The sequence below is a fragment of the Saccharospirillum impatiens DSM 12546 genome (genome assembly GCF_000423605.1).
GTDB classification, from domain to species: Bacteria; Pseudomonadota; Gammaproteobacteria; order Pseudomonadales; family Natronospirillaceae; genus Saccharospirillum; species Saccharospirillum impatiens.
Map to the genome: position 1 here is coordinate 65,411 of NZ_AUIH01000013.1, position 22,057 is coordinate 87,467.

17 protein-coding genes are annotated in these 22,057 nt (G+C 56.8%); 10 read left to right on the plus strand and 7 right to left on the minus strand.

Annotated features, from left to right (window positions below; all coding sequences use genetic code 11):
* The first annotated feature begins 1 nt into the window (after position 1).
* Genes dppC through G565_RS0110855 form a run of 3 tightly spaced genes read left to right on the plus strand, consistent with a single transcriptional unit; the run spans position 2 to position 2,934 of the window.
* Positions 2 to 895, plus strand: coding sequence for a dipeptide ABC transporter permease DppC (dppC, locus tag G565_RS0110845; protein ID WP_028670946.1), 894 nt, complete (start codon positions 2 to 4; stop codon positions 893 to 895).
* A 9-nt stretch (positions 896 to 904) separates the two neighbouring features.
* Positions 905 to 1,900 carry a dipeptide ABC transporter ATP-binding protein gene (dppD, locus tag G565_RS0110850; RefSeq protein WP_028670947.1) on the plus strand — a complete coding sequence of 332 codons (996 nt, stop codon included), beginning with the start codon at positions 905 to 907 and terminating at the stop codon, positions 1,898 to 1,900.
* Positions 1,897 to 2,934 (plus strand): peptide ABC transporter ATP-binding protein, encoded by a 1,038-nt coding sequence (locus G565_RS0110855; protein WP_425413974.1) that lies wholly within the window; start codon positions 1,897 to 1,899, stop codon positions 2,932 to 2,934. The genes dppD and G565_RS0110855 overlap by 4 nt, the downstream gene beginning before the upstream one ends.
* Positions 2,935 to 2,995: 61 nt before the next feature.
* On the opposite strand, the gene G565_RS0110860 is transcribed toward G565_RS0110855, so the two are convergent.
* Positions 2,996 to 3,469, minus strand: a complete 474-nt coding sequence (locus tag G565_RS0110860; protein ID WP_157600052.1) for a tetratricopeptide repeat protein — start codon at positions 3,467 to 3,469, stop codon at positions 2,996 to 2,998.
* A complete protein-coding gene (mrcB, locus tag G565_RS23825; RefSeq protein WP_051207774.1) occupies positions 3,448 to 5,814 on the minus strand; it encodes a penicillin-binding protein 1B in 2,367 nt (788 codons plus the stop codon). The genes G565_RS0110860 and mrcB overlap by 22 nt, the downstream gene beginning before the upstream one ends.
* 367 nt (positions 5,815 to 6,181) lie before the next feature.
* Between mrcB and G565_RS0110870 the strand changes: the two genes are divergently transcribed.
* Together G565_RS0110870 and G565_RS0110875 are read left to right on the plus strand one after the other, a co-directional pair.
* A complete protein-coding gene (locus G565_RS0110870) occupies positions 6,182 to 7,183 on the plus strand; it encodes an adenosine kinase (protein ID WP_028670950.1) in 1,002 nt (333 codons plus the stop codon).
* Between the two features lie 189 nt (positions 7,184 to 7,372).
* On the plus strand, positions 7,373 to 7,933 hold the full coding sequence (locus tag G565_RS0110875; RefSeq protein WP_028670951.1) for a DUF4124 domain-containing protein: 561 nt from the start codon (positions 7,373 to 7,375) through the stop codon (positions 7,931 to 7,933).
* Positions 7,934 to 7,992: 59 nt separating this feature from the next.
* On the opposite strand, the gene G565_RS0110880 is transcribed toward G565_RS0110875, so the two are convergent.
* Positions 7,993 to 10,317, minus strand: coding sequence for a DNA polymerase II (locus G565_RS0110880; RefSeq protein WP_028670952.1), 2,325 nt, complete (start codon positions 10,315 to 10,317; stop codon positions 7,993 to 7,995).
* Between the two features lie 43 nt (positions 10,318 to 10,360).
* Here G565_RS0110880 and G565_RS0110885 point away from each other — a divergent pair, with 43 nt between their 5' ends.
* The 4 genes from G565_RS0110885 to G565_RS0110900 all read left to right on the plus strand — a co-directional run bounded on the left by G565_RS0110885 (position 10,361) and on the right by G565_RS0110900 (position 14,167).
* Positions 10,361 to 11,140 carry a Crp/Fnr family transcriptional regulator gene (locus tag G565_RS0110885; RefSeq protein WP_028670953.1) on the plus strand — a complete coding sequence of 260 codons (780 nt, stop codon included), beginning with the start codon at positions 10,361 to 10,363 and terminating at the stop codon, positions 11,138 to 11,140.
* Positions 11,141 to 11,782: 642 nt separating this feature from the next.
* Positions 11,783 to 13,228, plus strand: a complete 1,446-nt coding sequence (locus G565_RS0110890; protein ID WP_028670954.1) for a protein adenylyltransferase SelO — start codon at positions 11,783 to 11,785, stop codon at positions 13,226 to 13,228.
* A gap of 199 nt (positions 13,229 to 13,427) precedes the next feature.
* Positions 13,428 to 13,871, plus strand: a complete 444-nt coding sequence (locus G565_RS0110895; RefSeq protein WP_157600053.1) for a hypothetical protein — start codon at positions 13,428 to 13,430, stop codon at positions 13,869 to 13,871.
* Positions 13,868 to 14,167, plus strand: a complete 300-nt coding sequence (locus G565_RS0110900; RefSeq protein ID WP_028670956.1) for a hypothetical protein — start codon at positions 13,868 to 13,870, stop codon at positions 14,165 to 14,167. Before G565_RS0110895 ends, G565_RS0110900 begins: the two co-directional genes overlap by 4 nt.
* Before the next feature lie 143 nt (positions 14,168 to 14,310).
* Here G565_RS0110900 and G565_RS0110905 read toward each other — a convergent pair whose 3' ends face one another.
* The 3 genes from G565_RS0110905 to G565_RS0110915 all read right to left on the minus strand — a co-directional run bounded on the left by G565_RS0110905 (position 14,311) and on the right by G565_RS0110915 (position 20,040).
* On the minus strand, positions 14,311 to 15,921 hold the full coding sequence (locus G565_RS0110905; protein WP_028670957.1) for a methyl-accepting chemotaxis protein: 1,611 nt from the start codon (positions 15,919 to 15,921) through the stop codon (positions 14,311 to 14,313).
* A gap of 286 nt (positions 15,922 to 16,207) precedes the next feature.
* Complete coding sequence (locus tag G565_RS0110910) at positions 16,208 to 17,974, minus strand: acyl-CoA dehydrogenase C-terminal domain-containing protein (protein ID WP_028670958.1); 1,767 nt, start codon at positions 17,972 to 17,974, stop codon at positions 16,208 to 16,210.
* 284 nt (positions 17,975 to 18,258) lie between these two features.
* Positions 18,259 to 20,040 carry an acyl-CoA dehydrogenase C-terminal domain-containing protein gene (locus G565_RS0110915; RefSeq protein WP_028670959.1) on the minus strand — a complete coding sequence of 594 codons (1,782 nt, stop codon included), beginning with the start codon at positions 20,038 to 20,040 and terminating at the stop codon, positions 18,259 to 18,261.
* Positions 20,041 to 20,539: 499 nt separating this feature from the next.
* Between G565_RS0110915 and G565_RS0110920 the strand changes: the two genes are divergently transcribed.
* The gene (locus G565_RS0110920) at positions 20,540 to 21,022 is read left to right on the plus strand and encodes a fasciclin domain-containing protein (RefSeq protein ID WP_037338811.1); all 483 of its coding nucleotides are present in this window, start codon (positions 20,540 to 20,542) and stop codon (positions 21,020 to 21,022) included.
* Between the two features lie 106 nt (positions 21,023 to 21,128).
* On the opposite strand, the gene G565_RS23830 is transcribed toward G565_RS0110920, so the two are convergent.
* The gene (locus tag G565_RS23830; RefSeq protein ID WP_051207775.1) at positions 21,129 to 22,055 is read right to left on the minus strand and encodes an NAD(P)-dependent oxidoreductase; all 927 of its coding nucleotides are present in this window, start codon (positions 22,053 to 22,055) and stop codon (positions 21,129 to 21,131) included.
* Positions 22,056 to 22,057: the final 2 nt, after the last annotated feature.

A 22,057-nucleotide genomic window follows, 5' to 3' on the forward strand; every position in this document is an offset into this window, starting at 1 on the left:
AATGACTTCCGAAACCCAGACGACGGTGCGCATGCCACAAACACCGCTTGCCGAATTCTGGTCGTACTTCATTCAAAACCGGGGCGCGCTGATCGGCTTCTGTTTTATCGTCTTTATCGTCCTACTGGCGATTTTTGCCAATTTCGTTGCACCGCATCACCCGCACGAACAGTTCCGGGACTTTATTCTGGTGCCACCGGCCTGGGCCGAGGGTGGCAATGCCCAGTTCTGGTTGGGTACCGACGGCGTTGGCCGGGACATCCTGTCGCGTCTGATTCATGGTGCGCGCCTGTCACTGCTGATTGGCCTGGTGATTGTGTCGGTATCGCTGGTACTTGGCATTTGCCTGGGGCTGATCGCTGGCTACTTTGGTGGCTTTGCAGACGTCGCTATCATGCGCTTTTCCGACATTCTGCTGTCGATGCCGGCCCTGTTGCTGGCCATCGCCATTGTCGCCATTCTCGGCCCCAGCATCGTTAATTCGGGGCTAGCGCTGTCGCTGGTGTACTTACCGCACTATGTGCGACTAACGCGTGCTTCGGTGCTCACCGAGATCAATAAGGACTATGTGATTTCCTCACGGGTAGCCGGTGCAGGTGCCTTACGTCTGATGTTTATCGTCATTCTGCCGAACTGTCTGGCACCGCTGATCGTTCAGGCAACGCTTGGTTTCTCCAACGCCATTCTCGACATGGCAGCACTCGGTTTCCTCGGTCTCGGCGCCCAGCCACCTTTGCCAGAATGGGGCTCCATGCTGGCGACAGCACGGGAATTCATTCAGAGCGCCTGGTGGGTAGTGACCTTTCCCGGCCTGATCATTCTGGTAACAGTACTGGCCTTCAACCTGATGGGTGATGGCTTGCGCGATGCCCTCGACCCGAAACTGAAACAATAGGAGACCGACATGACAGAGACTGATAAGAGCCTCCTGGTCGTACATAACCTGTCGGTGGCCTTTGGTACCAAAGACAATCCGTTCAAGGCGGTCGACCGCGTTAGCTTCCATGTTGAAGAAGGCGAAGTGCTGGGCATTGTTGGTGAATCCGGCTCGGGCAAAAGCGTCTCCTCGCTGGCACTGATGGGGCTGATTGATTTCCCCGGTCGGGTAACCGCCGATGAACTGCGCTTCAAAACCACCGATTTGCAGACACTGAACGAGAAAGCCCGGCGCAAGATCACCGGTGACGAAATTTCGATGATCTTTCAGGACCCGATGACCTCACTGAACCCCAGTTACACCGTGGGCAATCAGATAATGGAGGCTATTGAAGTCCACCAGGGCGGCAGCAAAAAAGAGCGCATGACTAAGGCCATCGACTTACTTCGCCAGGTCGGCATCCCTGCGCCGGAAAGCCGCATCAACAGTTACCCGCATCAGCTCTCCGGTGGCATGAGCCAACGGGTGATGATCGCCATGGCGATTGCCTGTGACCCAAGACTGCTGATTGCCGATGAACCGACCACGGCACTCGATGTCACCATCCAGGCCCAGATCATCGAGTTACTGCTCAAGCTGCAACGCGAAAAGCAAATGGGCCTGGTGCTGATCACCCACGACCTGGCGCTGGTTGCCGAAGCCGCCGACCGGGTGGTGGTGATGTATGCGGGACAAATCGTTGAAACCGGGCCGGCCAGCGAGATTTTCAAGGCACCCAAGCACCCCTACACCCAGGCTCTAATGAACTCCCTTCCCGAGTCGTCCGAAGGTAAAGACCGGCTCAATGCGCTGCCCGGTGTTGTACCTGGCGCCAACGATCGGCCACAGGGCTGCCTGCTGAACCCGCGCTGCCCATATGCGACTGATCGCTGCCGGGTTGAAGAACCTGAGCAATATGGCCCGCGGGGTCGTCAGGTGAAATGTTTCTACCCGCTGGATGAATCCGGGAGACCGACGGTATGAGTGAACCGATAATGAACCAGACTGCTTCCGCTGAATCGACCAAAAAAGCACCGATCATGAGCGGCGTTGGCCTCAAGCAACACTATCCAGTTAAACAGGGGTTTATGAAGCCCCCTGGCCTGGTTAAGGCTTTGGATGGTGTCAACTTCTCGGTGGAAGCAGGGAAAACACTCGCCGTTGTTGGTGAATCCGGTTGTGGCAAATCAACTCTGGCGCGCTTGCTGACCATGATTGAGCTGCCCACCGAAGGCGAACTGAACTTCGAAGGCAAAAACCTGCTGACTCTGGACCGGGAAACCCGCAAGGAACTGCGCCAGCGTATTCAGATTATTTTCCAGAACCCTTACGGGTCACTGAACCCGCGCAAAAAAGTCGGGTCCATTCTGGAAGAGCCTCTGGTGATCAATGGCAAGCTGACCAAAGCAGAGCGCAAAGAGCGCGCACTGAATTTGCTGCAGAAAGTGGGGCTGAAGCCTGAGCACTACGATCGCTACCCGCACATGTTCTCGGGCGGCCAACGTCAGCGCATCGCCATTGCCCGCGGCCTGATGATGAACCCCAAGGTTGTGGTTGCCGACGAGCCGGTATCGGCGCTGGATGTTTCAGTTCAGGCCCAGGTGTTGAACCTGATGATGGACCTGCAGCAGGAGCTGGATCTGGCCTATGTGTTCATCTCACACGATCTGTCGGTGGTCGAGCACATCGCCGACAAGGTCATGGTGATGTACCTGGGCAAAGTGGTGGAATACGGCGCGACCGAAGACATCTTCACGCACCCGCAGCACCCCTACACCCGGGCACTGCTGTCGTCGACGCCGCGCATTGATCCGGAACACCGAATCGAGAAAATTCAGCTAACCGGTGAACTGCCCTCGCCCCTGAACCCGCCCAGTGGCTGTGCATTCCATGGCCGGTGCGAATTCGCCAATGAGCGTTGCAAAGTTGAAACTCCGGCCCTGAAGGACAAGACGGGAGAATCATCCGTCGCCTGCTTCGGTATCGATGAGAACCGACTTCCATACATCGATCGTTGATCCGACGGGCCGCAGTCTCATGGCTGCGGCCCGCTTTACTCCTCACGGCTGTTCAATAACACTATTGGGTAAGGACAGCACCGGATTGCACATACCGTTGCAACTCTTCAACAACGCGACTGCCCGACTCCGCGTAGGTTAACCCCTTGCGAGCGATCGCTTCAGCACCGGCCGTATTCCCCTGGCGAGTTCTGAGTTCCGCCAATTGCAAATACAGGTCAGGCGCTTGAGGCTCAATTCGCAGTGCCCTCAACACCAATTCCCCGGCCTGGTCCCACTGGCCAACCGCGGCTCGCTCCCGAGCAGACCGCTGTAATGAATCCACCAGGCTGCTTCGGCTGGGCGGCGCCATATCCGGCGAACTTCCGAGTTGCTCTTCCTGTCGCTCCCAAGTGCTCAGACGAGTATCGTTCGGCTGATCGACCGGCACCGATACACAGCCAGCGAACCCAAGCACCGATGCCAGCACACAAGCCAGTCGTCGGTTACGCACGGCTGCCCTGCCGACACCCATTAATTGAACAGTCGCTGCCACCAGCCACCTCCGTCTTCGCTATCGGTTGTGCCAGGCTGAGCATCACAGCCTCGACGCTGCGGAGGTTCAGATCCGGTAATAAAGGGTAATTCGCGCGCACCGTCACATCGCACGCTGACCTGAGCACCCCCGGCGTTCACCGGGACTCTGACCACCGCCGCTGGCTGCCCGCGTCGCTCCTGGTTCGGATTCAACCCGGCCATGATGTCTGCCCAGATAGGCAATGCGCCGGTCGATCCAGTCAGTGGCGTAGGCTCGTTACCATCACGGCCGACCCAGACAACCGCCTGTCGATCGCTGCTATAGCCTGCGAACCAGGCATCCCGGCTGTCATCTGTCGTACCGGTCTTGCCCGCTAACCACCAGCTCCCGGGCAGTCGCCACTGTAGGCTGCGCGCGGTGCCTTCCAGCGTAACCCGGTGCAGCGCTTCCTGAACCAGATACATTTGCTCGGGGGCAAAACGCTGCTCAACCCGCAAATCAAACCGCTGCAGCACACCATTGTCGGGGTGTACCACCGCTCGAATGGCGTTCAAGGGGCTGTAAAAGCCGTTGCCGGCGATGGTTTGATACATCTGCGCAATGTGAAACGGCGACAAATCCACCGCACCCAGCATGACCGAGGGCACCCTCGGCAAGCGTTCATCCACACCGAGACGATCGATCACGCCGAATACCTCGGGCAGCCCGACTTCCATACCCAGGCGCGCAGTAGCCTGGTTATAGCTGTTGGCAAAAGCGTCCAGGAGTATCGGTGTGCCGTGGCTTTCCTTGTCGTAGTTTTTGGGTTCCCAAAGATCGCCATCAGCCGAGGCCACCTGCACCGGTGCGTCACTGATTGGCGTCGCCAGGGTGTAGCCTGCTTCCAGTGCAGCCAGATAGACGGCCGGTTTCATCAGAGAACCCACCTGACGACGCGCATCCAATGCCCGGTTGAACCCGGCCAGTTCAGGTCGTCGGCCACCGGTGATGGCCAGTACATCGCCGGTGGAGGGGCGTGTAACCACGGCGGCGCCTTCCAGGGTGTTATCCGCCAGGCTATGGTTCCGCTCCAGCTCGGCCAGGCCTTGCGGCAGTACTTTCTCCAGGTGATTTTGAGCCAATGGGTCCAGCGTGGTGAACACGGTTAACCCTTCGGCCAACAGATCCTGCCGCCGGTATCCCTGATCGAGCTGCCTGCGCACCAGGTCCATAAAGGTCGGGTAGCTGGCATCGCCCGGTACATTGCTGATATCCAGACCGGCCGCCACTGCGCGATCGTACTCGGCCTGGGTTATGACGCCGGCATCACGCCAGACCGATAACACCACGTTGCGCCGGGTCATGGCCTGCTCCGGGTTGCGTCGCGGGTTGTAATAGGAGGGCCCTTTGATCAAACCCACCAACAACGCTTGCTGGTGAATGTTGAGTGACCTCAGCGGGCTGCCAAAGAAGAACTGGGCGCCCAGCCCAAAACCGTTGATCGACCGGCGCCCTTGCTGGCCAATGTAGATTTCGTTGACATAGGCCTCGAGGATCTCTTCCTTGCTGTAATGCCACTCCATCAGCAGCGCCATCAGGGCTTCGTTCCCTTTGCGCCAGAGTGTCTGATCGGCGGTCAGGAACATATTCTTAACCAGCTGTTGCGTCAGGGTACTGCCGCCCTGGGCGATGGACCCGGAACTGACATTGGCCCACAAGGCACGGGCGATGCCGACCGGTGAGATGCCCCAGTGCTGAAAAAACCGGCGATCTTCAACGGCAATCAGTCCTTCAAGAAGCGAAGCGGGCACTTCAGTCAATGGCAGCAGCAAACGGTCTTCACCACTGCCCGGGTAGATCTGGCCAATGTAGAGCGGGTCGAGCCGGGCCACCATAACCGACTGCCCGGCCGGGGTGACCATATTCACCAGGCTGCCCTGGCTGAAGTCCAGCTCCAGTCGACGGGCGGGTTCGGGGTTGTCCCAGAAATCAAAACCGCGCGTGTGCACCGAGAGCGTCTGCCCCCGGCGCAGGTACCGGCCCGACTGGCCCAACTGACCGGTTTGGCGGTACCCCAGCGCCTGCAGCAATGATTCCACCTGATCGGCACTGACCGGCGCGCCGGCATAGAGCTCCTGAGCTTCGCTGTAGACCCGGGCGGGTACGGTAAACCGCTGACCTTCGAAGCGCTCACGCACGACGGCATTCAGATAAAACATCCAGGCGATCAGCACAGCAGCGCCAATTGTGCTTAACTGAAACAGTCGCCAGCGCCATAGGGCACCGCGGCTTTGCTTGCGAGCCTTGCTGCGGCGGCTGGAACGGGATTTGGGTGCTGCACGGCGGGTAGTGCCGGCGCGGGATCGAGTTGGTTTCTTTGCCATGGCGCGGGAGTATAAAGGGCGAAACGGTCGCTGTCTTTGGCCGTGTTGGCAGAATGAACAACTCAGGTTTCGGGGTTCGTTGCCATCTTATTGGCAGGAGTCCGTACCAGGCACCGGGTATGCCTAGCAGGGGTCGGCGTGAACCCATCCGTGGGGCCTAGACCGCAACATCCATGTTGCGGACTTCCCCTGCTAGGCATACCCGGCACCTGGCACTCAGCTGGTCGGCAAACTTTGGGTCTGTCAATTGACTGAATGATCAGGATCAGTACACTGCCCCGCCCCACCCGGTCGCCGACGTTGTCTGACAGACGCTGGCCGTTCGTCAGTCTTCCGGCATCTGCCGGACTAACAGGTAGTTATGCGAATGAGTCATCTGGATATTTACGCCGTCGGCCAGGCGCTGGTAGATGAAGAATACAGTGTCGATGAAGCCTTTCTTGCCACCCTGGGTGTCGCTAAGGCGCACCGGACTCTGATCGATTTCGAGCGCAGCCAGACTCTGCGCGCTGCCGCATCGCAAGAGGGCACGCTGCTCAAACGCATGAATGGTGGTAGTGGCGCGAACAGCCTGACCGCCAGTGCCCAGCTGGGTGCAAAGTGCCACTTTTCCTGCCGGCTGGGGGATGACGCAGACGGCGATTTCTACATTCAGCAACTGACTGAATCCGGCGTGGCTACCGACCCGCACGATCGGGTTAAAGATGGCCATACGGGCGTCTGCCTGATCATGGTGACGCCGGATGCCGAGCGCACCATGAACACCTACATTGGCATTACCGACGACATTGGCATCGACAACGTCAATTTCGAGGCCCTGGCAGCGGCCGACTGGCTGTTTCTGGAAGGCCACCTGTCTATTTCCAGCCTGGGGCACCAGGCGGCGCTGGCCTGTCGCAACCGGGCACGCAAATTGGGCAAAAAGATTGCCGTCAATTTCTGCGACCCGGCGGTAGTACGTCTGTGTCGCGAGGAAATGACCGAACTGCTCAGCGACCGCTGCGACTTGCTGTTCTGCAACGAGGAAGAAGCCCGAATCTGGAGCCACAAACCGGATCTCGAGGACGCACTGTCCAGCCTCGACGACCTGGCCGATACCTGGGTCATGACGCGGGGCGACCAGGGTGCCATAGCCTTCGATGGCCACACCCGCTTTGAAATTCCCGCCCACAAAGTCCGGGCGATCAACACCACAGGCGCCGGCGATACCTTTGCCGGTGCCTTCATGTATGGCTTGTCGCAGGGGCACAGTTACCAGACATCCGGGGCGCTGGCGAGTCTCGCCTCGGCCGTGAAGGTTCAACATTCCGGTGCCCGGCTCGACCAGGCTCAATTACTCGACTGCCGGAAACGCATTCTGGGCCATTGAACAGTGGTTCAACCGCACCGGACAGTCGTTTTTCGTCGTCTGTTAGGAGAAGTGTCGAGCGGGTCACAGCAAAACATTCACTTTCTGGAAGCCACAGGGTTACACTAGCTTTCACAGATGTTGCACTCGCTGTTGAGCGCCTATTCACAGGCGCCGGTGTAGCCAATGATCAAAGTGTAAGGATGTCCCATGAAACAAGGTTTCCTGTTCTCTGCCACTCAACAGGTGGCTTCCAAAATAGCACGTCCGACGGTGTCATTAACGCTGGCTGTTCTGCTGTCTCTGTCGGCCGGCTCCACTCTGGCTGAGAGCAAGATCTACACCTGGACCGATGCCGAAGGCACTGTTCACTACGGTGACCGCCCCCCACGAGACACCCAGTCCGAAGAAGTCAGTATTCGCGGTCAGCGCCAGGCAGCGGTTGAAGTCAGTGCCGCCCAGTTGAATGGCACCTGGTTTGGCCGTGGCCCGAACGGCGGTGAAACCCGCATTCGCATTCAGGAAAACGGCGCCATCCGCTTCACCCAGACCCGCCCGGACCAGTCAATCTATACCTATCAGGGCATCTGGCGCCTGGAAGACCGAACGCTCAGCGTCATCACCGAGTTTATTGAAGAAGGCGGCGGTGGCACCGGCATGCAGCGGTCAGTAGAACCGGTGCAGCTCACCTATACCTTCACCTCGTTCAACCCGGAAAGCTTTACCCTGCGCAGCCAGGGCGAAGACATCAACGTAAGCCTGGTGAACTGATCCGCAGCACACACCAAAACCACACACGCCGGCTCAACGGCGTGTGTGGTTTTGGGCGTTTAAAACAACGTCATTTGTTCATCCACCAGGGCTGCGAAGTCCATTCCCAGAAAATGCAGAATGCCGTCGGCAATGGGGGCCAGCTGCTTGTCGAGGTAATGCTCGTAATCCAGCGGTGACTCAATAAACGGCTCGGGCTCTACGCCATTCAACGTCACACGATACCGGATTTCTCGCCCGCTCCACTGTGGCTGTCGTTCCTTGCGTTTCAACGCTGCCTGAACATGCGGCGGTTTCTGTTTCTCGTAGGAGGCCAGCGAGCGGCGCAACCGTCGGCGATAGGTAAGGTCGTCATCGCGCTCACCCGCCAGCAGGGCAGCGACTTCGGCTTTAACGTAACCGGTTACGTCTTCATGCATGAACACCCGGCGGTAGAGTTCCCGCTGAAAAGTCTTGGCCAGCGGCGTCCAGTCGGATCGCACGACCTCCAGCCCCTTGAATACCAGCTCAGGCTCCCCGTCACGCACGATCATCCCCGCATAGCGCTTTTTCGAGCCTGTTTCCTGACCACGGATCGTGGGCATCAAAAAGCGGTGGTAATGGGTCTCGTATTCCATCTCAAGATGGGATTCCAGATCAAATTCATCGCGCAAGCGGGCCTGCCACCAGGTGTTCAACTGGCTGGCCAGACCCTTGCCCAGCGCGGCCGGATCCTGATGCCGGTCAACCCAGACAAACACCGAGTCGGTGTCGCCGTATATAACCTGGTGCCCCTGTCGTTCAATGTAATCCCGGCTCTCATTGAGAATCTGGTGACCTCGCAGAGTGATTGAGCTGGCCAGGCGTGGATCAAAAAACCGGCACAAATTGCTGCCAAGTACGCCATAGAAGGAATTCATCAGAATCTTGATCGCTTGCGACAGCGGCGCGTTGCGGGCTTTTTTGGCCTCGTCCCTGGCAATCCATAGCTGGTCAATGACGCCCGGCAGCAAGTGACCGGTGCGATGAAAACGCGCGCCCAGAAAACCTGGCACTGAATCCGGTTCGGGCCCCTCAAGACCCAGGTGCAACCCAAGGGGATCGATCAGAAAGGTGCGAATGATGCTGGGGTACAGGCTCTTGAAGTCGAGCACCAGCACGTTGTCGTAAAGGCCTGGCTTGCTGTCCATGACAAACCCGCCCGGACTGTGCTCAGTCAGTTGTTGATCACCCACGGAAGGCGCCACACGGCCGGCGCGGTGCAGCCTGGGCAGATACACATAACTGAAAGCGGCGGCAGAAGCACCGATACGATCCAGCGAAAGCCCCGTCAGGTGCGCCCGTTCGACCAAGAAACCCCAGAGGTCTGCGGTTCTAAAAATGTCGAGCACCAGTTGGGCGTCTTCCCGGTTGTAGGTGTAGAGCGCAACCGGGTCGTCACGGTAGAGTCGCTCAATTTCACCGACACGATCATCGCTGTTGGCAATGGCTTTACCCCGGCCCAGCAAGGCGCGCGCGACCGCCTCCAGCGAATAACTCTCAAGTGACCAGGCCGCCGAGCGCAACGTGCCGGGGCCATCCACAACCTGGCGACCCTCCAGCTCTATGCGCTGACGGCCCGATTCGCGTCCCTGCCAGCGAGCAGCTTGGCGGTCACGACCGATCGCCATGGGTATCCCCAGTTGGTCACAATGTTGCTGCAACACCCACAGATCAAAGTCGACCACCGCCCAGCCCACCAGCACGTCGGGGTCGGTGCGCTGTACGAAATCGAAGAAAGCTTCCAGTGCTGCTCGCGGCGTGGCAACCCAGTGAAAATCATCCGCCGTCTGCAGGGGTTTATCCTGCCCCCGGTCGACCACCCAGACGGCGCTGGCAGAGTCGGTAACCGCCGCAATGCTGTACAAATCCGGGGCTTTTCCGGGAACAAACCAGGCGGTTTCGATGTCCAGGGACAGGACACTCAGCACCGGTCTGGCCCGGGCCGGACGTGGGCGCTGACCATCCAGTTGCACGCCAGCCGTAATCAGCCGTTCCATCAAAAAGCGATCGGCCGGCAGTATATCGTCTTCCCAGACACGCAACTGCTGATCCCGGCCACGGCGAACCCATTGCCGCTGAGCACTGAACTGGTGAGAGTAAACGGGCACAACGGGCTCGCCACTGAGCAGTTTCAGCTCAGCATAACCGACCTCGGGCACTGACCCGACGGCAGACCAGACCCGGCCCCAGGCAGCGCGTTCGGCGACCGGTATAAAACAGACTGAACGCTGGTTAGCAACTTGCCAGCACTGAACCTGATCACCGGTTTTCAGCCAGTAACGCAGCTGTATACCCTGATCGTTTTCCGACCAGTGTCGGCTGAGCACAAATGCCGACGGTAATGACTGGCTGTTCTGAGGCATGGCAATTGCTATACTAACGGAAGTGACTTCGAAGGAATTGTATATGCTTTTACTGGGTGAGCGGTCGCCTGTTACCGATCAATTGCAGGAACGCCTGAAAATTCTGGCGGACAAGCTGTTTGAAGACCGACCGGAAGGCCAGTTATTGTCGCTGGATTCCGTCAACGACCTCTACGCCAGCCACACCCGTGAGACCTTGTTCATTCTGCGCAGTGGCACACTGCAAGGGCATCAGGATGAGCGTCACTGCCTCTACTACGAGCCCGGTGATGTCGTCGGGCTGTCCGACTGTTACCAACTGCCTTCGTTTCGAATCAGCAGCGATGGGCCGGTCGAGCTTGAAGCGTACGCCGCCGACACTCTGCTCCAACACTGCCTCGAGAGTCGTCAGCGGCAATCGATCTGGACCAGCTATCTGATCTCACTGTCTGCCCTGTTCATGCACGCCTTTGGCCGCTACCTGAGCGAGGCCGAACAACAGCCGCTAACCGGGTTTTTAAATTTTACCGCCGGTGAAACCATCATCGCCGAAGGCGACCCGGCCCACGAGGTATTTACCATACTGACCGGCCGGGCGAAGGTCACCGTCGCCGGCGCCCCGGTCGGGGAAGTACTCAAGGACGAGATATTTGGCGCCATGGCCGTGTTTACCGGCGAGCCCCGCTCAGCCACCGTAACCGCCGCAGAGCCCTGCACCGTGCTGGCCGTGCCCAAAGACCAGTTCATCTCCCTGATCAAATCTCACCCCGATACCGTACTGACTCTGATAGAAAACATGGCGCGCAACATTCAATCGCTGAACACTCAGTTGACCGACAAGTGACCTCTTGGCGGTGAGCCCTCCTGGGCCAAGAGGTGCAAACCCAGGAAGCCACTGACACCAACCTCCGTCAATCGCTTGATTCACCGGCCAGGTGTCTCCTCTGCGTCGCCCACAGATGACCTCACAGACACAACTCAATAGAGCCAGTTGCAAACGCAGAGGTGACCTGTGTAGTCAATTTCCTACACAGGGTGTCACTGATGACGCCTTTCTCTCACACCCTGGCCTCTGCATAATGCACTCATTGCTCAGGACGAGCTAGGGTACATCGGATGCACCCGGTGCAGGACGCCAAGACCACATACTGGTTTTCAGAACCTGTTTCCGGTTTTTAAAACCTGAAGTAAGGTTTTACAGACCTGAATGCAGTACCCAAAGGACTCCTCAGTGGGCAGCTGAGTCGGCCAAGGCAGGCTGTTTCCCTACCCGGTTACCCTTCATCCGAGATGGGAACGGTTTTGCCTCCAGGCTGGTGAAGCCGCGACTTGTCGCATCGGCTGGCCACCGACCTGTTGCCCGCAACCCGACCTGAACTTAGCACCCTTTCTCAACCTACTCAGACTCAGGGCCTTAGAACCGCTGGCTTGACTTCCTTCCCGTGTGCCCCATCCTCATACGATCATCTGCACACATCGAGCACTCATGTCTGACGACGTTGCAACCACCGCTCATTTTGAGAACCGCTATCAGCGAGAACTGCCCGACACCTATGCCCGGGTTTCACCGACTCCCTTGAAGAACCCTCGCTGGGTGGCCTGGAACAGTGCCCTGGCGCATGATCTGAATTGGCCACACCCGCCGGATAACGATTTACTGCACGCCTTTGCTGGCCATGGCCTGCTCGAAGGTACCAAGCCCATCGCCCAAAAATACGCCGGCCACCAGTTTGGTGCCTTCAACCCCGATCTCGGTGACGGTCGTGGACTCCTGCTGGGCGAGTGGAACGATGGCCAGGGCCAGCACTGGGATTTTCACCTGAAAGGCGCCGGTAAAACTCCGTTCAGCCGGTTTGGTGATGGCCGGGCGGTATTGCGGTCGTCCATCCGCGAATATCTGGGCAGTGAAGCCCTGCATGGGCTGGGTATTCCGACCACCCGGGCACTGGCGCTGGTGGGGTCTGATGAACCGGTCATGCGCGAACGACTTGAACACGGAGCCATGCTGCTGCGCATCGCCAAAACACACATCCGATTCGGCCATTTCGAATGGTTTGCCTTCAGCGGCCAAACCGGGAAACTGGAGCAATTGCTGAATTTTTGCGTGACACACCTGTTTACCGACTGCAGCCGTCAACCAGACCCGGCCGCGGCTCTGTTTGACGCCGTTACCGTGCGCACGGCGCACCTGATCGCCCATTGGATGAGTACCGGTTTTTGTCATGGGGTGATGAACACCGACAACATGAGCATCATCGGCGATACCTTCGATTACGGCCCCTACGCCTTCCTCGATGCCATGCAGCCTGGCTTTATCTGCAACCACACCGACACCAGCGGTCGTTATGCCTACAACAGGCAACCCGATGTCGCGTTCTGGAACCTGCAATGCCTGGCTCAGGCACTGGCCGGTATTGCCGATCAATCGGCCTTGCGTGACAGCCTGAGCCGCTTTGCCAAACACTATAACGAACGGTTTCTGGAATTAATGGGCGCCCGCCTGGGTCTGGCAACAGTCATGGACGAAGACCAGTCACTGATTCGCGACTGGATGCAACTGGCCAGCGATGAAACGGTAGACTTTCACCGGCCGCTGCGCGCCCTGGCGGAGACGGAAGCGTCCGACTGGGCCACCCTCGACGACGACTACGTCGACCGCGACCGTTTCCGCCGTTTTCGCCAGGCCCTGGCTGAACGCCGACAGCAAGAGCCCGGCGGCCAAACCCTGGCGCTGGCCAGCAACCCTGTCTCAATACTGCGCACTCACCATGTACAAGCCGTCATCGACGCCTGCGAGCAAGGCGATGATTCACTGCTGCACAGTTACCTCGCGGCCCTGCAGTCTCCGTTTGACGCACGGGTAGAATGGCAGCGCTGGCGTCAATTGCCGCCGCCAGACTATCAGGCGCAACCGCTCAGTTGTAGCAGTTAGGAGGCCATACTCACGGCAGGGTGCTACTTGCCCGCCTGTACCAGCGTGAAGTTCATCACAAAGCCAGTAATTCTTGGCCAACAAAAAGACCTGCCTGTATGGAAATCACCGTGCCATCGCATTATGGTTGCCGCGATTGAGCCGATTGCGGCTCAACCGATTATCAATGGATACCCACCACACCGATAAGGAGATCGTCGTGACCAATACTCATGATGTCATCGCATTTAACTATGGCCCAAAAGTAGGTAGCGGAGCCAGAATTCAGCTTGGTCTGAGCCTGAGTCTATGCTTCATACTGCTCATAATGTTGTTGTTTCGTATACCGGTATACCCGCTGCTTGCAGCCGCCATCATACTAATGACAAAGGCACTGCTCATCCTCGGTCAGGAAAACACCCCCATTTGCTCCATTGGAAACAAGGCGCTTGAATTCAAGAACCCGAACCCTTTGGGTATTTTACAGCTCATCCCCCTGGACAGCATTCTCTCGGTCGATCGGGGAAAAAGACGAATCGCCGTGAAATCTACTTACCAGCCTAATCCAATCTACTTGCCACTTCGATTATTCAAACCAGAACAAATCGACGACCTACAGGCCACGCTCAATCAATATGCAGTGACAAAGGAGGGCCTTATATGAAACCTGGTATCAGCTTGGTGTTTGTTTCATTTGCTCTGGAACTGGTTTCGGCCTATTTCATTCTGTTCTACCGAGTGTTGCCATCTGACTTTGAGCTCATCTTGCTATTTTTGATTATGGTGAGATTACTCGGCTTGCTTATGATGCTTACACCATTGAAAGAGACAGGCGCATACATGACATTTCTATTGTCCATTCCCTTTGTTCCACTCGGGTTTATTGGCATGCTGGGTGCGCGACATTCGTTGAATTACCTTAAACGGAAAGAGTTCGAGCAGATATTATATGACCGCTAACCTCACAGGCTAACCAATCCGGGCCTGAGCCGAACGATTTGACGAGTCAAAGGAGCCAACACCTACACGCCAACAGACCCATTGGCGTGTGGTGAACCGGAGCATACAACCAGCCGTTGTCGCTACATCTCTGTAGCAACCCACTAAACTTTGAACCGACCCACGACATCACTCAGTTCATCGGTACGGTGCTTGAGGTTTTCGGCCAGCTCACTCAAGTTACGCGATTGATCGGAACTGCGGCTTGAGTAATCGGAGATCATCTGGAGGTTCTTATTGATTTCCTCAACCACGTGGGTTTGCTCTTCCGTCGCCGTGGCAATCTGCATCGACATATCAGTGATTTGAGAAATAGCCCCTTCGATCGAACTGAACGAGTCGGCAGCTCCGGCAACATCCGTTACTGTTTTGTCGAGCACTTCAATGCCACTTTTCATGGCCCCTACCGCATCATCGACTCCGCTTTGCAGAGTTTCAATTCGTTTTTGAATGTCTTCCGTCGATTGCTGGGTCTTGCTTGCCAGTGCCCGAACCTCATCCGCTACCACGGCAAAGCCGCGGCCCTGTTCACCGGCACGTGCCGCTTCAATAGCCGCATTCAGTGCCAACAGGTTTGTTTGCTCGGCGATGCCACGAATGACATCCAACACAGACGCAATGCTGACCGCTTCGTCTGCCAGTCGACCGACTGCCTCCGATGACCGGTTCAAGCGTTCCGATAGCTCTGCCACCCGTTCATTTGCCTTCTGCGATACCTTGGTGCCCTGGCCCACCGATTGCTGTGCATCATTCGCCGCATCAGCTCCGGAGTTCGAGTTATTGGCAATTTCACGCGCCGCACCGTGCATCTCTTCGACCGCCGTAACCACCTGATCCACCGTCTGGTGCTGTTCATCCGCCAATTGAATGTTACCGGATGCAGCCTCTCGCAGCGATGCAGCACCTTGTTCAAGGTGGACATTGACCTCCTTAACCACCGAAATCGATTTTTGCAGTTTTTCGATCACGGCATTAAAGGCATCAGCAAGTTGCCCGAGTTCATCCTGTGAACGCGCTGTTAGGCGAGCGGTCAAGTCACCTTCTCCCTGGGCGATATCGTTCATTTTGTCGCGCAGCAGTTCAATGGGTCGCACCAGCATCATGGGTAAAGTAATACCGATCACCACAAAAAAAACGACCAGTATGCCTACCTGAACGAGCTGAAAGCTGGTTTGTTGAGTCAAGGTTTCAGAGGCGTCTGACGCAGCATCTTTGGCCAATTGATCAAGGCGCTCTCCCAGTGCATTCAACGAATCTCTGGGTGCATCAAACAATGCAAGATCATCCTGCATATTAGCGCTGGCGATCACCTGATCAGAATGAGCCAGCCAAGCCTGCATTTGCGCGCGGTATCGCGATGCGGTATTCGGTTCAAGCAATTCACCCATCATCTGAATCGCATTGAGACCGCGATCCAGTGCTTGCTGATAGTTGTCGAGCCTGTCCGTATTTAACGATTCCAACGTCTCAGGATCACTGTTAGCAGCCAATTCCACGTAACTGCGCATGGCAACCAGCGCCTGGTAAAGATCCCTGTCAGCATTCAAGGCCGCTGATATGGCCGGAAAATACTGCTGATCGAACGATGCCACTTCAGACTCTATAGAGTTCATAGCCCGGTAGGACTGAATCGACATCCAGAAAATGAACAATGCAAGAACTAACAGGGGCAGGCGGATTTTATTCTTTAGTGACCAATGCTTAAACGATTTCATGCAACGCTCTCTCATCCAGATAGAATCAAGCGTCTCGTGCTTATCCATAAACACGGCCCAACGCATACTCATACGCCGACTAACGCAAGCATCGTCCACACAACCCCTACCCTGGGGCGGTATCAGGTAATAGTCTAGTTCAGGATATCGGACAGATTAGAGAAGACTAAAGAAAAGAACGTAAAAAAGAATTGGGCCACTGCGTTCGTTAATGTAAAACGAAAGCCGGTTTACCGGCGGGGAAAGCATAGCGAGCCCGCCGGAAGCGGGCTCGGGCAGTACAACGTCAAAAAGCCTCGGCTGGGGTAGCCATCAGGGTGTCACTGCCAGCCACGACTTTGGCATGGTAACCGAGCGTCTCGGGCAACAGTCGCTGCATAAAGAACCGGGCCGTCTCCAGCTTGGTGCGATGAAACTCAGATTCATGCTCCGCGGCGGCTTTGGCCATCATCGACCACATATAAGCGTATGCAGTCAGGCCAAAGAGGTTCAGGTAATCGCAACTGGCTGCGCCAATCGCATTCGGGTCCGCTTTAACCTGGTTCAACACGGTTTCAGTCGCGTCCTTTAATCGAGCAAGAGCGTCCGCCAGAGGCCCAGTGAATTCAGCCAGAGTCGGGTTGGCGTCAATAAAGGCCTGAACTTCTCCATGAAAGCTCTGAAAGAACGCCCCCTGATTGGCGGCGACTTTACGACCCATCAGATCGAGTGCCTGAATGCCGTTAGTGCCTTCGTAAATCTGGGCAATCCGGGCATCACGTACAAACTGCTCCAACCCCCATTCACGAATATAGCCATGCCCACCCAGCACCTGCTGTCCAAGAATGGTCGCATCCAGGCCACGGTCGGTGAAATAGGCTTTAGCCACCGGGGTCAGCAAAGCAACCAGACCTTCGGCTTTGGTTCGGGTCGCATCGTCCGGATGGCCCTTGGCCATATCCAGCCACATGCCCACGTAGGCGGCAAAAGCACGGCCCCCCTCATTGTAGGCCCGCTGCGTCAGCAACATGCGTCGAACGTCGGGATGTACAATAATCGGGTCGGCAACCTGGTCTGGCTGCACTTTACCCGCCGGTGACCGGCTTTGAATGCGTTCACGCGCATAGTCCCGTGCCAGTTGATACGACACATCGCCAAGCCCAACACCCTGCAAACCAATCGACAGTCGCTCGTAGTTCATCATCGTGAACATCGCCGCCAGGCCGCGGTTTTCTTCACCGACCAGATACCCCTCCGCGCCGTCGAAATTCATCACACACGTAGCCGAGCCCTTGATACCCATCTTGTGTTCAATGGACCCACAAGCGAGCAGATTGCGTTCGCCCAGAGTTCCGTCGGCATTCACCTTGAACTTGGGTACCACAAACAGGGAAATGCCCTTCGGCCCGGCTGGGGCATCCGGCAACTTGGCCAGCACAAGATGAATGATGTTCTCGTTCAGGTCGTGCTCGCCACCGGTGATGAAAATCTTGGTGCCGGAAATTTGATAGGTACCATCATCACCAGGCACCGCCTTGGTTTTCATAATGCCCAGATCGGTACCGCAATGCGGTTCAGTCAGGCACATTGAACCCGACCAGCGGCCTTCATACATGGGGGGCAGATAGGTTTGTTTCAGTTCGTCACTGGCATGATGCAGCAAACACAGGCAGGCACCTGCCGTCAGTGCCGGGTACAGAGCAAAGGAGGTATTGGACGCATAGACCATCTCTTCAAACATCACCGTGAGCATCTTCGGCATGCCCTGACCGCCAAATTCCGGGTCACCGCCCAGGCTCAGCCAGCCGCTCTCGGCGTAGGTTGCATAAGCCTCTTTAAAACCGGTCGGTGTCGTGACCTCGCCGTCGTTCCAGGTGCAGCCTTCTTCATCGCCCTGACGGTTGATGGGGAACAATTCGTTCTCGCAAACACGCGCGCCCTCTTCGAGAATCGCCGACACCAGATCCGGCGTCACTTCAGACGTGGTGGGCATACTGGCCCAGAGTTCGTCGGCTTTGAACACGTCGTGCAGTACGAACTGCATGTCCTGAATCGGTGCTTTGTAGTTTGCCATGATCGGTTACCTGGTTTCTGAGCTTTGTATTTGTTAAGTCGAAACAATACCTGACGTTACCCAATTTTCGGAATTGGCTACTGGCCAGTATCAGGTGCCGGGTGTGCCTAGCCGGGGTAGTTCGCAACAAGGATGTTGCGACCTAGGCCCCATGGATGGGTTCACGCCGACCCCGGGTAGGCATACCCGGTGCCTGATACGAACTCGTGGCACTAAAGTAGACCAAGCCACATAGGTGCCACCTCATAAAGCGGGCTCACCAGAGCCCGCTTAAAGGCAGATTATTAAAACGCGAAGTGCGCTTCATCCATTGCCATGGTGCTGTCCACACCGGCCAGCATGCAGCCTTTGTGTCCCGCAGTGCGCGGCAAAATCCGGTCGAAGTAGAACTTCGCGGTGGTCACCTTCGACTGGTAGAAATCCACTTCATCAGTGCCTGCGTCCAGGGTTGCCTGAGCTTTTTCAGCCATCAGCGCCCAGTAGTAAGCCAGCACAGCGTAGCCCGAGTACATCAGGTAATCGACCGCTGCACCACCGACTTCTTCCCGGTTCTGCATGGCTTTCATACCGATCTGCATGGTCAGGTCGCCCCACTCTTTATTCAGGGTGGCCAACTGAGTCACCATCGGTTTAATGGCTTCGTTTTCGGCATTGGCTTTGCAGAACTTGTGCACAATTTTGGTGAAATTCTTCAGCGACTCGCCCTGAGTCATCAGCACCTTGCGGCCCAGCAAGTCGAGAGCCTGAATGCCCGTTGTGCCTTCGTACAACTGGGCGATCCGGTTATCGCGAACGATTTGCTCCATGCCCCATTCCTGAATGTAACCATGGCCGCCATATACCTGAACGCCGTGGTTCGCCGCTTCCGTACCCACCTCAGTCAGGAACGCCTTGGCAATTGGCGTCAGGAAGCCGAGCAGATCATCCGCTTCTTTCTTTTGAGCCTCGTCTTTGCTGTATTTGACCTGATCAACCATTTGGCTGGCGTGCATCATCATCATGCGGCCGCCTTCGGCAAAGGCTTTCTGAGTCAGCAGCATGCGCCGTACATCGGGGTGAACGATGATCGGGTCGGCCGCCTTTTCTGGCGCTTTCGGGCCAGTCAGGCTGCGCATCGCCAAACGATCACGGGCATAAGTCAAGGCGCCCTGGAACGACAGTTCAGCCGAGGCAACGCCCTGCATCGCCGTTCCCAGACGCGCAAAGTTCATAAAAGTAAACATGCACTTCAGGCCCTGGTTCGGTGGCCCAATCAAAAAGCCTTTGGCGCCATCGAAGTTCATCACACAGGTCGCGTTACCGTGAATGCCCATTTTGTGCTCAATGGAGCCACACTTCACGTCATTGCGAGTACCGTCTGGCAAAACCTTGGGCACGATGAACAACGAAATGCCTTTGGTGCCTTCAGGGGCACCCGGCAGGCGAGCCAGTACGATGTGGACGATGTTCTCGGCCATATCGTGTTCGCCTGAAGAAATAAAAATCTTGGTGCCGCTGATCGCGTAGCTGCCATCGGCATTTTCTTCGGCCTTGGATTTCAACGTACCCAGATCAGAGCCACAGTGAGGCTCGGTCAGGCACATGGTGCCGGTCCATTCACCGGAAACCAGCTTCGACAGATACACTTCTTTTTGCTCATCGGTACCGTGCAATTCAATCGTGTTCATCGCGCCGTGCGACAGACCCGGGTACATGCCCCAAGCCCAGTTCGCGGTTGATACCATTTCCGACACGACGTTACCGATCGAATCCGGCAAGCCCTGCCCACCAAACTCAGTGGGTTGTGCCAGCGACGGCCAGCCGTTATCGACCCATTGCTTATAGGCTTCTTTAAAGCCGGTAGGCGTGGTGACTTCACCGTCATTCCAGGTGCAGCCTTCCTGATCACCCACCTGGTTCAAAGGCGACAGCACTTCTTCACAGAACTTGGCCGCCTCGCCCATGATCGCATCGACCATATCGCGGGAGGCGTCTTCGGCACCAATGGCCTGGTAGTGTGCTTCTGCGTTCAGCATCTCATGCATGACAAACTGCAGATCGCGCAGGGGGGCTTTATAAGCTGGCATTGTCTTCACCTCAATAGGGCCCGAAGGCGGTAATCAGTCGGCTCAGCTTTACCACAACGTTAGCACGGTGGATCTGACCTGACTTCAGTGTTCAAACGATCGTTTGAAACATACGTTCGCATTCGGGGTCTGTCAAGCGCCATCCATCCTGTGATCACAGGTGAGTGCCCGGCCCATGGCATTGCTTCCATCCCGGCATAAACTGTCTCATTAGTGTCGAGTTTGGCGCAAAAAACAAGGGGATTTGCGCAGACGAAAACCGCGCAGACTCTTTACCGATTACCGACATCCGCGAGCGCACCTTCCCGTATACGAAGGCCTGCAGAAACCGGTTTGGCGGAGTTATTTGCGGGAAACACCCAGTTTTGCTCAACAAACCGGTTACGTGACCCGAGGCGTATAAAGGGGGCAGTTAGATCTGACGCGTTCAGATCCTAATTTTCAAACCACTGGCATCGTTATCGCCAGATATCCGACACTATACGATAGGAGTTCCACCATGACATTGATCAAACGTGCCTCGATGACCCTTGCCTCTGTTCTGTTTGCAGCAACCGCCTTCGCTGGTGCTCACGTGGCCGATAAAGACATCGTTGAAACAGCCATTGAAGCCGATGACTTCAACACCCTGGTCGCGGCTGTTCAGGCTGCCGGGCTAGTTGAAACGCTGCAAGGGGATGGACCTTTCACAGTATTCGCCCCCAACGATGCAGCCTTTGCCAAGATCCCAAGTGATACCCTGAACGGCCTGCTCGAAGACCCGGAAGCCCTGGGTGCGATCCTCGGCCTGCATGTGGTATCCGGTAAGGTCATGGCCGAAGATGTGGTGGGCATGAGCAGCGCTCAGACCATCACCGGTGAAACCCTGAACATTTCCGTAATGGGTGGCAACGTCATGGTCAACGGTGCGACGGTCATCGCGACTGACATCGAAACCTCAAACGGTGTGATTCACGTGATCGACACCGTCATTACCGAGTAAGCCAGCACTTGGTACATCACTTTTCAGCGTGATGCGTTAACGGGCTTCGGCCCGTTTTTTTTGCCTGGCAGATCTGGTTTCACTTCCCCAGATAAAAGCGGTTGGCTCAATACTCCCGGCTCAAATCAACCGGGTAACGCGGTTGCTGACCCGCTTCGACACGCTGCTGATTCTCGATCGCCAGCCGAATCACGTCGGACGGATCGCTGATCGAGGCGATATGAGGGGTTATCCAGATATCCGGATGTCGCCACAACGGGCTGTCATCGGCCAACGGCTCAGGGTCAAACACATCCAGAATGGCACCGCCGATCAACCCCACATCCAGAGCCGGTATCAGGTCGTCTTCAGCCAGCGATGCACCCCGACCCACATTCATGATGACCGGTTTGCGTTCGCACCGTGCCCATAGCTGGCTGTCCAGCAAGCCACGCGTTTCAGACGTGAGTGGCAACAGGTTGATCAGATAATCGGCCTTGGCAAGCCCCGCCCGCAGACCCTGCTTGCCGGTCAGTGAGACTACCGACTCAATGGTTTTGGGACTCTGGCTCCAGCCACTGACCTGGTAGCCCTGCTGAACCAGTGCCTCAGCAACCGACTGACCCAGCTCGCCCAGGCCCAACACCAGCACATTGTCGCCCCAGCGACCATCGTGCCAGTCCCAGCGCTGCTCGGATTGCGCTGCATACAGCCGTGGCATGTCCAACTGCCAGTTACTCAGTTGCGCACAGACATAGCGCACCATGCGATCTTTCAACGACTGCCCCATAAAACGCGCCACCGTCCAGTCTGCCGGAAAACCCGCATCGAGCAAGTGATCAACACCCGCTCCCCAGCTCTGCACCAAGTGCACGTTGGGAAAGGCTGCCCAGTCCCGGGTTTGCGGTTTCCAGGCGAGTACCAATCGGATAGTGGCCGGGTCAAAATCGTCACCAACAACCCAGACAGGATCGTTCACGCCCAGTCGTTTAAAATCGGTCTTGATTGCATCCAGCCGGCTTTCGCTGCCCGTCATATCCACCAGAATGGCCATAC

Bases quoted from the DNA above. Each gene is read 5' to 3' on its own strand.
- G565_RS0110910 (WP_028670958.1), bottom strand. From the start codon at position 17,974: ATGGCAAACTACAAAGCACCGATTCAGGACATGCAGTTCGTACTGCAC.
- G565_RS0110875 (WP_028670951.1), top strand. From the start codon at position 7,373: ATGAAACAAGGTTTCCTGTTCTCTGCCACTCAACAGGTGGCTTCCAAA.
- G565_RS0110870 (WP_028670950.1), top strand. From the start codon at position 6,182: ATGAGTCATCTGGATATTTACGCCGTCGGCCAGGCGCTGGTAGATGAA.
- G565_RS0110905 (WP_028670957.1), bottom strand. From the start codon at position 15,921: ATGAAATCGTTTAAGCATTGGTCACTAAAGAATAAAATCCGCCTGCCC.
- G565_RS0110890 (WP_028670954.1), top strand. From the start codon at position 11,783: ATGTCTGACGACGTTGCAACCACCGCTCATTTTGAGAACCGCTATCAG.
- G565_RS0110885 (WP_028670953.1), top strand. From the start codon at position 10,361: ATGCTTTTACTGGGTGAGCGGTCGCCTGTTACCGATCAATTGCAGGAA.
- G565_RS0110900 (WP_028670956.1), top strand. From the start codon at position 13,868: ATGAAACCTGGTATCAGCTTGGTGTTTGTTTCATTTGCTCTGGAACTG.
- dppC (WP_028670946.1), top strand. From the start codon at position 2: ATGACTTCCGAAACCCAGACGACGGTGCGCATGCCACAAACACCGCTT.
- dppD (WP_028670947.1), top strand. From the start codon at position 905: ATGACAGAGACTGATAAGAGCCTCCTGGTCGTACATAACCTGTCGGTG.
- G565_RS0110915 (WP_028670959.1), bottom strand. From the start codon at position 20,040: ATGCCAGCTTATAAAGCCCCCCTGCGCGATCTGCAGTTTGTCATGCAT.
- mrcB (WP_051207774.1), bottom strand. From the start codon at position 5,814: ATGGCAAAGAAACCAACTCGATCCCGCGCCGGCACTACCCGCCGTGCA.
- G565_RS23830 (WP_051207775.1), bottom strand. From the start codon at position 22,055: ATGGCCATTCTGGTGGATATGACGGGCAGCGAAAGCCGGCTGGATGCA.
- G565_RS0110855 (WP_425413974.1), top strand. From the start codon at position 1,897: ATGAGTGAACCGATAATGAACCAGACTGCTTCCGCTGAATCGACCAAA.
- G565_RS0110880 (WP_028670952.1), bottom strand. From the start codon at position 10,317: ATGCCTCAGAACAGCCAGTCATTACCGTCGGCATTTGTGCTCAGCCGA.
- G565_RS0110920 (WP_037338811.1), top strand. From the start codon at position 20,540: ATGACATTGATCAAACGTGCCTCGATGACCCTTGCCTCTGTTCTGTTT.